The 12,841-nt window shown below is 59.4% G+C and carries 13 protein-coding genes; 2 read left to right on the top strand and 11 right to left on the bottom strand.

What is annotated here, in order from left to right; genetic code table 11:
- The 9 genes from FHW37_RS33225 to FHW37_RS33185 form a co-directional block, all read right to left on the bottom strand.
- The coding region (locus FHW37_RS33225; protein WP_145643836.1) for an SDR family NAD(P)-dependent oxidoreductase at window positions 1-319 on the bottom strand (319 nt) is incomplete at its 3' end.
- Between the two features lie 21 nt (window positions 320-340).
- The gene (locus FHW37_RS33220) at window positions 341-793 is read right to left on the bottom strand and encodes a MaoC/PaaZ C-terminal domain-containing protein (RefSeq protein ID WP_145643835.1); all 453 of its coding nucleotides are present in this window, start codon (window positions 791-793) and stop codon (window positions 341-343) included.
- Between the two features lie 14 nt (window positions 794-807).
- The gene (locus tag FHW37_RS33215) at window positions 808-1,878 is read right to left on the bottom strand and encodes a Gfo/Idh/MocA family protein (protein ID WP_145643834.1); all 1,071 of its coding nucleotides are present in this window, start codon (window positions 1,876-1,878) and stop codon (window positions 808-810) included.
- Complete coding sequence (locus FHW37_RS33210) at window positions 1,871-2,200, bottom strand: L-rhamnose mutarotase (RefSeq protein ID WP_145643838.1); 330 nt, start codon at window positions 2,198-2,200, stop codon at window positions 1,871-1,873. Before FHW37_RS33210 ends, FHW37_RS33215 begins: the two co-directional genes overlap by 8 nt.
- Before the next feature lie 4 nt (window positions 2,201-2,204).
- On the bottom strand, window positions 2,205-3,323 hold the full coding sequence (locus FHW37_RS33205) for a mandelate racemase/muconate lactonizing enzyme family protein (RefSeq protein ID WP_145643833.1): 1,119 nt from the start codon (window positions 3,321-3,323) through the stop codon (window positions 2,205-2,207).
- On the bottom strand, window positions 3,310-4,422 hold the full coding sequence (locus tag FHW37_RS33200; RefSeq protein ID WP_145643832.1) for an ABC transporter ATP-binding protein: 1,113 nt from the start codon (window positions 4,420-4,422) through the stop codon (window positions 3,310-3,312). Before FHW37_RS33200 ends, FHW37_RS33205 begins: the two co-directional genes overlap by 14 nt.
- A 3-nt stretch (window positions 4,423-4,425) precedes the next feature.
- Entirely contained in the window at window positions 4,426-5,292 is an 867-nt protein-coding gene (locus tag FHW37_RS33195) for a carbohydrate ABC transporter permease (protein WP_145643831.1), read from the bottom strand.
- A gap of 1 nt (window position 5,293) precedes the next feature.
- Entirely contained in the window at window positions 5,294-6,190 is an 897-nt protein-coding gene (locus FHW37_RS33190) for a carbohydrate ABC transporter permease (protein ID WP_145643830.1), read from the bottom strand.
- A 135-nt stretch (window positions 6,191-6,325) separates the two neighbouring features.
- Entirely contained in the window at window positions 6,326-7,636 is a 1,311-nt protein-coding gene (locus tag FHW37_RS33185) for an ABC transporter substrate-binding protein (RefSeq protein ID WP_145643829.1), read from the bottom strand.
- Window positions 7,637-7,784: 148 nt separating this feature from the next.
- On the opposite strand from FHW37_RS33185, the gene FHW37_RS33180 reads away from it, so the two are divergent.
- Both FHW37_RS33180 and FHW37_RS33175 read left to right on the top strand, forming a co-directional pair.
- The gene (locus FHW37_RS33180; protein ID WP_145643828.1) at window positions 7,785-8,567 is read left to right on the top strand and encodes an IclR family transcriptional regulator; all 783 of its coding nucleotides are present in this window, start codon (window positions 7,785-7,787) and stop codon (window positions 8,565-8,567) included.
- A gap of 57 nt (window positions 8,568-8,624) precedes the next feature.
- Window positions 8,625-9,464, top strand: a complete 840-nt coding sequence (locus FHW37_RS33175; RefSeq protein WP_145643827.1) for an amidohydrolase family protein — start codon at window positions 8,625-8,627, stop codon at window positions 9,462-9,464.
- 54 nt (window positions 9,465-9,518) lie between these two features.
- Here FHW37_RS33175 and FHW37_RS33170 read toward each other — a convergent pair whose 3' ends face one another.
- Entirely contained in the window at window positions 9,519-10,652 is a 1,134-nt protein-coding gene (locus FHW37_RS33170) for an extracellular solute-binding protein (protein ID WP_246691062.1), read from the bottom strand.
- On the bottom strand, window positions 10,649-11,809 hold the full coding sequence (locus FHW37_RS33165; RefSeq protein ID WP_145643826.1) for a CaiB/BaiF CoA transferase family protein: 1,161 nt from the start codon (window positions 11,807-11,809) through the stop codon (window positions 10,649-10,651). The genes FHW37_RS33170 and FHW37_RS33165 overlap by 4 nt, the downstream gene beginning before the upstream one ends.
- Between the last annotated feature and the right edge of the window lie 1,032 nt (window positions 11,810-12,841).

The following is a 12,841-nucleotide window of genomic DNA, read 5'->3' as shown; positions in this document are numbered from 1 at the left end:
CATTGAGATCGAAGGCGAAGTCGAGATCTTTTTCGGTCATCTCCAGAACCGAACCGCCATGGACGACGCCGGCGCAGTTGAACAGGATGTCGACCGGGCCGATGCGGGCGAAGAATGCCTCGACTGCTGCACTATCCAGCACGTCGAGGCGGGCCGTCTCGATGCCGGCAGAGCCGTTCAGCGTTGCCAAGGCACCATCATTGATATCGGTTGCCCAGACCCTGGCGCCGGCTGCGGCGAATGCAAGCGCACTCGCACGCCCGATACCCTGGCCCGCGGCCGTTACGACGACCGTTTTGTTCTTGAGAGAGCCTGACATGATAACTCCTTAAAAAATCCGTCAGGCGGCCTTGGGCCGACGCTCGACGACATAGATATGGTCTGCGGCGAGCACGACCTCGCCCTTCTGGTTGATGACTTCGGTCCGTTCGATGACCCGGCCGAAACCGGCCCGCTTCGGGTCATCCTCCTTGCCGGTAATGGTGACGCGCGTATGGATCGTGTCGCCGATGAAGACCGGTTTGACGAAGCGCATTCGGTCGTATCCGTAAGAAAAGGCAGCCGGATTGATGATGCTTGCCGTCAGGCCGACACCGATGGAAAACACCATCGTGCCATGGGCAATCCGCTGCCCGAATGCCTGTGTCTTCATGAATTCGGCATCCATGTGATGCGGAAAGAAATCGCCCGTATGGCCGGCATGAACGACGAAATCGGTTTCGGTGATCGTCCGTCCATAGGTCTCGCGACCGTCACCGATCTCGTATTCCTCGAAATATTTGAGCTGTTCCATAGATCGTTCCTGTCTTAAGGCCGCGCAGCAAGAGGTGTGGCCGGAGCAGCGCTTGAGGCATAGGCGGCCTCCACCAGTGCCATCGTCATCCAGGCATCCTCCACCGAGGACACGAGTTCCGCGTCCTCACCGGCAGCATGGTGCTGCAGGTTTGCCATCCGCCCGACAAAGGCATCCGGAAACCACGTGCCGTCGAGTTCGACCGGCACCCAGCCATCACCGCCCTTCGGGTAGATTTCGAGGATGTCAGGCTCACCACGAGGATAATCGAGATTGACGCCGAGCTGCAGATAGGCGGCGCCTTCCGTGCCGCAGATGCGGAACTCGCATGCCTGATGCCGCCGGCCGAACTTGTGATCATGGTTGATGGAAAGCGCGCAGCGAACCCGGTCGCCGTAATCGAGTATGGCTGTCGTGCGGGTCTGCGCCATCTTGTGGCCTGGATGACCGATCGATTTTGCATGGACCCCGACCGGGTCTCCCAGCAACTGGCGGATCACATCGAGATAATGGATCGAGTGCATGGCGATCTCGATCCGGGGCAGGCCTTCGAGAAACGACCACAATTGCCATGGCGTATCGAGCGCCAGATGAACCTCGACATCGACGACCTCGCCCAGCAACCCTTTTTTGATCGCATCCTTCAGGGCGAGCATCATCGGTGCGAAACGAAGCTGGAAATTGACCGCGGCCTTCAAATCTTTCCGCCGGCAGATCGAAAGTATCTCCGTCGCCGCGGCAAGATCCGATCCCATCGGTTTCTGGATCAGGACCGAAGCGCCATCGGGCAATGCCTCGAGAACCTTTGCGTGCGCACCCGGCGGCGTTGCGAGATCGAAGATCGCGCCTTCAACCGCTACGGCCTCCTCGACGCTGCGATAAGCCGTCACGCCCCAGCTATCGGCAAGCGCCTGCGCCTTGGCGAGATCAGGATCAAAGAGACCGGCGATCGGAAAACCACCTTTGCGATAGGCCGGATAATGTGCATCGCCGACGATCGATCCTGCACCGAAGGTGACGATGGGGCGCGGGGCTGATGGCAGCGGCCAGGATTGCGACAGGGCGGACGGGGAAAAATCAGGCATGGAAAAAGACCTCCTCCATGGTGGCCCACCATTCTCCCTCTCCGCGCGTTTCGAGCGGTTCCTGGCAGGGCATGCAGACGGACCACCATTCCTGGGTTTTTGGGTCGGCGGCCATTTTTGCCATGTCCGCCTGATAGTCCTCGCCGTGATATTCGAAGAAGGAGAACAGGAGATTCTCCGGCTCCTTGAGGAAGATCGAATAGTTCCTGATGTTGCAGGCGGAAATCATTGCCAGAACATCGGGCCAGACCGCCGCATGCAGCTGCTTGTATTCGTCGATTTTTTCGGGCCGGACGCCGATCACCATGCCGTAGCGCTGCATCTCTTCAGCCTCCCTTGCGAATTTCACGTTCGAATTCGGCGATCGACCGGGCGCCGATCGCGTCCCAATCCCAATCGATACCAAGACCTGCGCTCAATGGCGCAAGTGCCATGCCGTTTTCGATCTTCAGGCGCGAGGTGGTGATGTCGTCGAGCTGGGGGATGTATTCGACATATCTGCCGTTCTGCACGGCGCAGGTCAGGCTGACATGCAGTTCCATCAGGAAATGCGGGCAGACCGGCATGTCGAAGGCCTCGGCGGCATGCGCCACCTTGAGCCATGGCGTGATGCCGCCGATACGACCGGCATCGACCTGCACGATAGAGCAGGCGCCCTTCTGCATGTATTCGCGGAAATGGCGGATCGAATAGAGGGATTCACCGATCGCGATCGGCGTCGACGTCGAGCGGTTCAGCCGCACATGACCATCGATATCGTCGGCCGGCAGCGGCTCTTCGATCCAGCCGAGATCGAGTTCGCGCAAACGGTCCGCCCGGCGGATTGCCTCATCCACGGAGAGACCCTGATTGGCATCCGTCATAATCTCGTAGCCGTCACCGACAGCCTTTCGGACCGCCGACAGGCGCGCATAATCCTCGGAACCGTGCGGCTTGCCGATCTTCACCTTCGAACCGGTGAAACCCTTGGATTTGGCGTCGAGCGCATCCTCCACCAGTGCCTCGACCGGGATATGCAGCCAGCCGCCTTCCGTCGTGTAGAGCGGGCAGCGATCCTTGGCGCCGCCCGCCAGTTTCCACAGCGGCAGGCCCTGCTTGCGAGCCCGCAGATCCCACAGCGCGGTATCGATCGCGGCAAGCGCGATAGAGGTGATAGCGCCGATCGTCGTGGCATGGGTCGCGAATTCGAGGTCATGCCAGATCGCTTCGATCTGGTCGGCATCGCGCCCGATAAGCCGGGGGGCAAGATGGTCGGCGAGCAACCGCATGACCGAGGAACCGCCGGTGCCGATCGTATAGCTGTAGCCGGTGCCGACCGCGCCATCGCTGTCGGTGATGGTGACCAGCGGCGTTTCCTGGCTGACAAAGCTCTGGATCGCGTCCGTGCGTTCGACCTTCGGGCGAAGATCGACCATCTTGAGTTCGATACGTTCAATCCTTGCCATGTGAGCCTCTCAGGGACCTGCCGCTTTCGCGATCGAAAAGATGCGCTTGCGCAAGGTCGAAGCAGAAGGCCAGGACCTCGCCCGTGCCGAGCGGACGCGGGTTCAACATGCGCGCCACCCATTCGGCGCCGCCGAGTTCCGAAAAGACGAGCGTTTCGTTGCCGAGCGGTTCGGTCAGCAACACCCGCAGGTCCTGTTTGTGGACATCGGCTTCTGATCCGGAATGAATGCCGTGGCCGACCGGGTAAAGATCGTCTGGACGAAGACCGAATGTCACTTTCTGCCCGCTCGAAACGCGATCCCTGAACTTTTCCGGCAGGGGAAGGCGATCACCGTTTGCGAAGACGAGCATGCCGTCTGTGACCTCGGCATCCTTGAGGTTCATCGGCGGCGACCCGATGAAGCCGGCGACGAATTTCGAATTCGGACGACGGAAGACCTCCTCCGGCGTGCCGACCTGTTCGATATAGCCGTCGCGCATGATGACGATGCGATCCGCAAGCGTCATCGCCTCGACCTGGTCATGCGTGACATAGATGACCGTCGACTGGACCTTGGCATGCAGTTTCTTGATCTCGACGCGCATCTGCGTGCGCAGCTTGGCATCGAGGTTGGAAAGCGGCTCGTCGAACAGAAAGACATCCGGATCACGGACAATCGCCCGGCCCATGGCCACGCGCTGCCGCTGACCGCCGGAAAGCTGCGACGGACGACGATCGAGCAGATGGGTGAGGTCGAGCGTTGCGGCGGCCTCGTCGACCCGCGGTGCAACTTCCTCCGGCTTCATGCCAGCAATCTTCAGCGAGAAGCCCATGTTCTCGCGAACCGTCATATGCGGATAGAGCGCGTAAGACTGGAACACCATGGCGAGGTTTCGCGCACGTGGCGGCAGGTCGTTCACCACCTTGCCGCCGATCCTGAGATCTCCACCGGAGATCTGTTCGAGACCGGCGATCATCCTCAAGGTCGTGGATTTGCCGCAACCGGATGGGCCGACGAGGGCGATGAATTCACGGTCGGCGACTTCAAGATCGATGCCATGGACGACTTCGAGCGAGCCATAGCGCTTGACCAGCTTTTCGAGGGAAACGGTTGCCATGGATTATCCTTTGACTGCGCCGGAGGTGAGGCCGGATACGAGATGCTTCTGGACGATGAAGGTCAGCACGAGGGCCGGAATGATCATCACGACGGCGAGCGCACACATGCCGCGCCAATCGATGGTGAATTCCGCCGTGTAATCGAGCAGGCCGACAGGCAGGGTTTTGGAATTGACGGAACGGGTGAGCTGCGAGGCGAGCGCGAACTCGTTCCAGGATGTCAGGAAAGCAAAAATGCCGGAGGATGCTATGCCAGGTCCGGCGAGCGGAAACTCCACCTGCCAAAAGGCCTGCCAGCGGGTGCAGCCATCGATCTGGGCAGCTTCGGCGAGATCCTTCGGCACCTGCCGGAAAAATCCGTCGATCAGCCAGATGGTGAAGGGCACGTTCAGCGCCACATAGGCCATGATCAGCCCGAAATGTGTGTCGATGATGCCGAGCCGCGAATAAACGAAGAAGAGCGGCAGGGAGAGCGCGATGCCAGGAACCGTGCGGGTCAGCATCAGGCCGAGAAAGATTGCCGACTTCGCCCGGAAGCGGAACCGCGCAAAGGCGTAACCGCCGGCCATGCCGATCGCCAGTGCAATCACCGTCGAGGTGACGGAGATGATCAGCGAATTGCGGAAATATTCGATGACCGGGATGCCGCCCTGCCCGACGCCGGAAAACATCGCGACATAGGCATCGAAGGACAGATCCTGCGGCACCCAGACGGGTGGCTTCGCCATGATCTCGACCGTCGGCCGGAAGGAAGCAAGCACGATCCAGAGACCGGGCAGGCAAATGATGGTCATTGCCAGAAAAAGCGCGATCTTATGGATGATCGACAGGGTGAGCGCCGTGGCGCGGGCCTTGCTGTTCTCGTTCATCTCACCACTCCGCAGCAATCTGGGTCCGCGCAGCCGAAAGCTTGCGGAAGAAATAGGCGGTGAAGACGATCGACAGCAGGATCGCCACATAGGCCATGGCATTGGCGACACCCATGCGGGCATCGGCATAAGCCGTGCGTGAAATCAGCGTCCACAGCAGTTCCGTGCGTTTTGCCGGGCCGCCATCGGTCATGATCTTGACGATGTCATAGGCGCGCGCGACGTCCAGCGAGCGGATGGTCATGGCGATATAGGCAAAGGGCATGATGAACGGCCAGGTGACGTAGCGGAAGGTCTGCCAGGGCGTGCAGCCATCGACACGCGCCGCCTCGATCGGCTCTTTCGGCATGGCGAGCAGGCCGGCGAGGATCAGGATCGCGAAGACCGAGGTGGACGACCAGATTTCCGCAACGAGGATGGCGATGAAGGCAAGCGTGCCGTCGATCAGCCACGGGATCGCCTGGCTGGACAGACCAAGCGACTGCAGCGTGTTGTTCACGAGGCCGATATTGTCATTGAACATGAACTTGAACTGGAAGCCAACCAGGATCGGCGAGAACATCATCGGAAACATCATGATGGTGCGCAGCAGGCGCTGACCGCTCGTCGCCTTCTCGACCAGCATGGCAAGGCCGAGGCCGAGCAGCATTTCGAGATTGAGCGCGATCGTCAGAAGCAGAACCGTGCGGCCAAATGCGGCCCAGAACTCGATATCGGTCAGGATGCGCTGATAATTGCGGAAACCGATGAGCGTGTAGAGCGAAGCCGGCTGTGTCAGCCGGAATGCCGTGAAACTCGAATAGAGCGACAGGACCAGCGGCACGATGACGACCGCCGCAAGCACGACGATGGCGGGCAATAAGAGTATGAACGGCGCCGGCGGCCTCCAGCCTTTCATGTCGGCTCCTCCTGTATTCTAGAATGCGGGGAAGAAACGCCTGCCGCGACACGGCAGGGCATCCTCTTCGAAAAATGATGAGATGAAACTATTCGGTCAGGCGGCGCCGGCCGGAACCGGCGCCATCATTAGGGCTCAGAGCGCGCCCGCATCTTCCAGGATCTGCGTCGCCTTCTTGGCCGCAGTATCCAGCGCATCCTTGGACGACTTGTCTCCGAGGATGGCAGCCTGAAGTTCAGGATAGACGGCGTTGGAGATCTCGATCCAGGACGGTGTCTGCGGCACGGCGAAGGCATGCGTCGCCGCGGCCTGGAAAGCGCCCAAAACTTCCTTCTTGTACGGATCGGTTGCGGCCTGGGCGATATCCCAGTCCCAGACGGCCGTGCGGGTCGGCAGCGGGCCGGCACCGGCTTCGAGCTTCTGGCTGTCCTCGTTGGTCAGGAACCAGACAAGCGACGCGGCGGCATCCTTGTGAGCGCAGCTCTCGGTCACCGAGAAGCCGTGGAAACCGGACCAGCCGGTGCGCTTGCCGGACGAGCCGGCCGGCTGCACCTTGACGCCGACATTGCCGGCCACCTTGGAAGACTTCGGATCGTTGAAGAAGTTTGCCCATCCAGGCCAATCGAGATTGAGCGCGATCGTGCCGGAAGCAAAGCCCTGGCCGAGATCGTCCCAGAGATAGTTGGTCGTGCCGGCCGGCACAGCCTTTGCCTTGTAGAGCTTGACGAACCAGTCGAGCGCGCGCACCCCGGCATCCGAATTGAAGGCCGGCTTGCCGTCCTTGTCGAGATATTCACCGCCCTCGGCGACCAGCATCTCGTAGAAGCGGCCATTGATCGCCTCTTCCTTGCCGGCAAACTGCGTGCCGTAGAAATCCGGCGGATGTGAGAAGAAGGCGGCCTGATCGGCAACCTGCTGCCAGGTATCCGGCGGCGTCAGGTCATAACCGTACTTTTCCTTGAAGGCCTTCTTCTTGGCGTCGTCCTGATAAAGGCTCTTCTGGTAATAGAGCGCCGAAACGTCGAACTGCGCACGCGGCAGCATAACGAGCTTGCCGCCAAGCGTCGCGGCCTTGATCGTCGACGGCACGAAAGCGGCAATCTCGGTCTTCGGCAGAATCACCGCCAGATCGGTATAAATGTCCGGATATTGCGGCGCGAACGAGGAATGGTTGGATCCGACGCACCAGCTGATATTGCCGGTTGCGATATCCGACTTGATTTCCTTGTCGAGTTCGAAATGGTTCTTCTTGGAAAGAATGTTCACCTTCGCGCCGGTCGCCTTTTCCCATTCGGCGATGCGCGCATACAGGGCCTCATATTGCTGCCCACCGATAAGCTTGGCGTCGATCGTGACGCCCTTGAACGTGCCCGGAAGTTCAGCTGCCAGCGCTCCAGAGGCCAGCAGCAATGAACCGGTCACGATTCCGGCAAATAATTTCGACATTTAACCCTCCCTTGAGCCCGTACTCCCATGGGCTTCATTCATATACAAACCAATTATTCATTTTACGTCAAGCCCGAATAGGGATTTCGTGATTGCACACGCTCGCTTCTGCGCCTATGAAGGCAATCATTCACCAAAGGGGATTTGTGTGTCAGAAGAAGAAAGCGATCGCTACAGGGCGCCGGCGCTGGACAAGGGACTTGATATACTTGAACTGCTTGCCGCCGTGGATGGCGGGCTGACACAGGCGGAAATTGCCAAGCGTCTCGATCGCAGCCCCAACGAATTCTACCGCATGCTCGACCGGCTGGTGAAGCGTGGTTACGTCACCCGGCTCGATGGCGACCGGTTCTCCCTGACGCTGAAGCTGTTCGGGCTGGCCCAGCTTCACGCCCCCGTGCGGCGGCTCGTCTCCTTTGCCGTCCCGCTCATGCGCGAACTGGCCGAATCATCGAAACAGGCCAACCAGCTGGTGGTGTTCGATCGCGGCAATGCCGTGGTGATCGCCCAGCAGGAAGCGCCCGGTTACTGGGGCATATCGATCCGCGTCGGCTCCCGGATCAGCCTGTTCGACACCGGCTCCGGCCATATTCTCCTCGCCTTCCGCTCCGATCGCGAGCGCGAGCGCATGGTGGCCGAGAATGGCAGTGAAGCGTCGCGCATGACGCCCGAGTTTCTGAACCGCCTCGAACTGATCCGCTCGCGCGAATACGAGATGATGCCAAGCGCCCAGACGGCAGGCGTCATCAACCTCTCCGCACCAGTGATTGGCGCCGACGGCATGGCCATTGCAGCCCTGACGATCCCCTATATCACGCTGATCAATACCAGCGCCGCGCCGGATATTTCGGCCACGATCCAGCTGCTCGGCGAGACAACGCGAAAACTCTCCGAGATGGCCGGCGCCGGCTTTAACGAGAACGGCGGATAAATTCGTATTTGAATAAGCAATTCTTCTGTGGCAGTTTTTGGCCACGGAGGAGACCGCATGATTATCGACACTCACCTGCACCTGATCTACAGGTCCAGGCTTTCCTATCCATGGCTGTCCAGCGTGCCGCCGCTCGACGCGGATTTTACGCTTGAGCGTTACGCCGGCGAGGCACGGCGCCTCGGCATTGCCGCCGCGCTCCATATGGAGGTCGACGTCGCGGAAGGCGACATAAACCGAGAGACAGCCCTTATCAACGAACTCTCAGGCCATGAGAACAGCCTGCTCGCGGGCGCAATCGCTTCCTGCCGACCGGAATCGGCAGATTTTCCGGCATATCTCGCAGAGATTCGCAACCAGCCATTGGTTCGCGGTTTTCGGCGCGTGCTCCATGTCATGCCGGACGATCTTTCCGAAGGGGCGCTTTTCCGCGAAAACATCCGGCGCCTGTCCGGTACCGGCCTGACATTCGACCTCTGCGTCCTGCCACACCAGATCGGCAAGGCGGCCGCACTCGCCGATCTTGCATCGGACGTTTCCTTCATTCTGGACCATTGCGGCGTGCCAGACATCAAGAGCGGCGGTTTCGACGCCTGGAAAGCTCCGCTTGCCGAGATTTCCAGACGGCCCAATGTCACGGTAAAGCTTTCCGGCATTCCAGCCTATGGCGCCGAGAACTGGACGCTTGAAGACCTGAAACCCTATTTCGACCATGTCGCTGCGAGTTTTAGCTTCGACCGCATGGTATGGGGCAGCGACTGGCCCGTCTGCACCTTGGGCGGTGGCCTGTCGGCCTGGGTCGGCGCGACGCACGCGCTCTTATCCGGTGTCCCGCTCGAGCAGAAGACGCGCGTCCTGTCCGGAAATGCAAAACGCATCTGGGGAATTTCAGCTTAAAGGGCAAAAGAAAGAGGACTGCGCGGAAAACCATTTCTGCGCAGTCGACCCTCGTTAAAAACTCGCCGCAAAAAGCCGGTTCAGATCCGCAATGATCGCATCGGCGGAATGGCCATTCTTCAGCCCTTCGTTCAGCCGGTCCGAAGCCTGCTGCTGGAACCCCATACAGCCATCATGCCGTGGTCGGACCCAGGCGCCTTCGAGCGTCTCGCGGGTATCCCGATAGAAATTCGACGTTGCCTCATTGACCGCATCGTCCTCCCAAGCCGCCGCATGCCCCGGCTGACCGCCTGCGGCCGCATAAGCCCCCCGTTGCAGCGCTCCACTTGCCACCCAATAGGCGAAATCGATGGCGGCATCCGCGTGCCCGGTGAAGGCTGATACGGCGATACCCGTTCCACCCAATGCCGACCCGACCGGCCCGAGACCACCCGACACAGGAATATCGGCAAACCGGATCAGCCTCTCGCGAAAACCCGGCATCGCATAGTTGACGTAACCATAGATCAGCGGCGCACAGGCGATATTGCTGCCCGGCTCTGCCATTTTTTCGAACACGGCGATCGGATCCATGTCGAAACAGGCCGGATCGATGAGTTGCGCGATCTCGCACATCATCTCGACCATCCTGATGCCAGCTGTCGGATCAATGAGACTGCCCGGCCCATGGGTGGCACAGGCATTCCCCATATTGGCTGAGAGCGTATAGAAGGTCATCAACGAATGCGGCGCGCGCAACGGCAGAAGCACACGCCCTTCGCGCGCAAGCTCGATGACCTGAGCCCATGTCGAAACCGGTCTGGGAAGCAGATCCGGCGTATAGGCCTGGACCTGGGTGGCCGCATCGATTGGAAAAGCCCATTGCCGCCCTTGCCACAAGTAGCTTGGATAGGATGCGCCGACACTGCCGCGTTCGAGCGCCTCGCGTTCGTCCTCACGTCCCGCCACGTCCAAGGGCAGAAGGCACCCTTCCTTGGTGATCTGCCCGACATGCGGATGATCGATGACGATCAGGTCGTAGCTGCGGGCAAGTTCCTCCACCGGAAAAGATTCGAAATCCTGCAGGGAGCGTTTTTCCCAGGTGACCTCAACGCCAGTCTTCTCTTCATAGAGGCGTGACGCGGCAACCATGGGATCATATCCGCGCGGATGGCTCCAGGTCATTCCCTTCAGAACACCCTTGCTCACAGGCCGAACTCCTCGCGAATGGCATGGCTGTGTTCACCGATGCGCGGCGCGGCGCGATCGAATTTCGGCCGCTCACCATTCACCCTCAGCGGCGAGCATGTGGTCAGGATGGAGACATTGTCCTCGCGCGTAACGGTCTGCAGCATGTCGAGCGCCTTAAACCCGTCATTGTCCATCAGCTCGTTCCAGTTCAGCACCTTGGCGCACCAGATATCGGCAGGCTCGAGGATTGCCAGCCATTCATCCACCGTCCTTGTCTCGATCCGCCTGGCGATCAGCTGCTTGATATCGTCTCGCTCCACGAACCAGCTCGCGGGCTTGTCGCGATAGGGTGCGAGCTCGGGCATGTCGAGCAGGTCCGCAAGCCGCGGTATCGGCGTCATCGCCACCGCAAGATATCCGTCGAGCGCCGCATAGACGCCGTAAGGTGCAGCCAGATAGGCATGCGCACTGCGAAAGTTCGAACGCTTCGGCAGGCGCCGCCCGTCATTGAGATGGGTGGTCAGAACCTCGAACTGGAAATCGACCAGCGCTTCCAGCAAGCTGGTCTCGACATGGCTTCCCTGTCCCGTCACGCCGCGCCGCACGAGTGCCGCCAAAATGCCCTGGCAGACTGCGGCACCGGCCAGCATGTCGCCGATCGCAAGCCCGAACGGCACCGGCCCCTGGTTGTCATCACCATTCAACCACATCACGCCGGATCTCGACTGGGCCAGAAGATCCTGGCCAGGACGTTTGACCCAGGGCCCTTCCTCGCCATAGCCGCTGATCGACGCATAAACGAGGCGGGGATTGAGCTGCCTGACCGCCTCATAATCCAGACCGAGCCGCTCGATGACGCCGGGACGGAAATTCTGGATCAGCACGTCCGCCTTCAACAGCAATTTTCGAAGCGCCTGCAGATCTCCCTCATTCTTGAGATCGATCGCCAGACTTTCCTTTGCCCGGTTGATCGCATGAAAGATCGTGGAATCCCCGCCGATCTCGGTATCGCTCAGGTAAAGCCGGCGCGAGAGATCGCCGCCGTCCGGACGTTCGATCTTGATCACCCGAGCGCCCAGATCCATCAGGCGCAGCGAACAGTAGGGGCCGGAAAGAAATTGGCTCATGTCGACGACGACAAGGCCACTCAGAGGAAGATCGTTTTTCTGCGTCATTGCATTTCCCGTCACGCCGAACCCATCGGCTGGTTTCATTGTCTCTATGACGGGTGGAAATGTCAGGCAGGGTAAAGCCGTCGTTCGCAAACGACTTCCACATCCTCCCGGCTAGCCTCCTCGCCGCCGTATCGGCGACGCGGTAAAGCGCTCGCCTTATCTTCTTATGTGAAGATTATTTTCACATATGGATTATCTTTGCAAGACGGATTGATGGCATGGGTTCGAAGTGAGCAAGGATCGGATCTGCGGGAGAAATCGATCAGCCGATTGGGCGGGACATTGCGTACATTCCGATAAAGCCAACAGAGCCTGTCTTTCCGATCGCACTGGAGATTGCGGCGCCTCTTATTCGAAGCAGTGGTAGCAGGTAGCGATTGAGAAGGTCCCTATGCAAAACCTCGAATGACAGGATGTTACCTGCCGCCGGCACGTAGAACCGTTCAGGATCTTGATCGGTTTAGGGGAACCGAGGTCGCGATTGATGTAGGACCGACTGCCTGGATACGAATGACATCACTGCGTGCCACATCCTCAATCTAGGAGATAGAACTCTCAACCTTCAGACTTGCCATCGCAAAGGCCTCATTATTAGCCAGGCGGTAAGTATTTATTGACCCCGGCGCTTGCCGGAAACCACGGCTTCAGGCGCCGTAGCAGAAGTGGCGGCGCTAATTTCGTGGCATGAAGAAATCTTCATGCCCAATAATCAGTGTCTCAATGTAATTTATGGCGGAGAGAGTGACCGCCAAATTAAGATCCAGATGCGTCCACGTTCATGTAATAATGCAGTGTTATCAATAACGCGCTAACAACAATTCGTCCAATGGGTCTTTACAATCCCGCAGAAGCCAGCAAGAAATGTGGGGCGAAATGTGGGGTATTTGGCATGTCAAGGCAGCTTAAAAGCGGCAAACATCCCGAAAAGGCGTTAACCTGTTGATTTCCACTGAGAGCTGACCCGGCGCAGCCCGATATTTCCATTGAGAATTGACCCATGTTTCAACCGTCCCTCGCATGTTTTCAGCGGGG

It is taken from the genome of Neorhizobium alkalisoli (assembly GCF_007829835.1).
GTDB lineage: Bacteria > Pseudomonadota > Alphaproteobacteria > Rhizobiales > Rhizobiaceae > Neorhizobium.
The sequence above is the reverse complement of the archived record's forward strand: the minus strand, read 5'-3'. Positions and strand labels throughout refer to the sequence as shown.

Excerpts from the sequence above, each read along its gene's own strand:
- FHW37_RS33165 (WP_145643826.1), bottom strand. The coding sequence starts at position 11,809 with ATGACGCAGAAAAACGATCTTCCTCTGAGTGGCCTTGTCGTCGTCGAC.
- FHW37_RS33215 (WP_145643834.1), bottom strand. The coding sequence starts at position 1,878 with ATGCCTGATTTTTCCCCGTCCGCCCTGTCGCAATCCTGGCCGCTGCCA.
- FHW37_RS33205 (WP_145643833.1), bottom strand. The coding sequence starts at position 3,323 with ATGGCAAGGATTGAACGTATCGAACTCAAGATGGTCGATCTTCGCCCG.
- FHW37_RS33220 (WP_145643835.1), bottom strand. The coding sequence starts at position 793 with ATGGAACAGCTCAAATATTTCGAGGAATACGAGATCGGTGACGGTCGC.
- FHW37_RS33200 (WP_145643832.1), bottom strand. The coding sequence starts at position 4,422 with ATGGCAACCGTTTCCCTCGAAAAGCTGGTCAAGCGCTATGGCTCGCTC.
- FHW37_RS33185 (WP_145643829.1), bottom strand. The coding sequence starts at position 7,636 with ATGTCGAAATTATTTGCCGGAATCGTGACCGGTTCATTGCTGCTGGCC.
- FHW37_RS33210 (WP_145643838.1), bottom strand. The coding sequence starts at position 2,200 with ATGCAGCGCTACGGCATGGTGATCGGCGTCCGGCCCGAAAAAATCGAC.
- FHW37_RS33175 (WP_145643827.1), top strand. The coding sequence starts at position 8,625 with ATGATTATCGACACTCACCTGCACCTGATCTACAGGTCCAGGCTTTCC.
- FHW37_RS33190 (WP_145643830.1), bottom strand. The coding sequence starts at position 6,190 with ATGAAAGGCTGGAGGCCGCCGGCGCCGTTCATACTCTTATTGCCCGCC.
- FHW37_RS33195 (WP_145643831.1), bottom strand. The coding sequence starts at position 5,292 with ATGAACGAGAACAGCAAGGCCCGCGCCACGGCGCTCACCCTGTCGATC.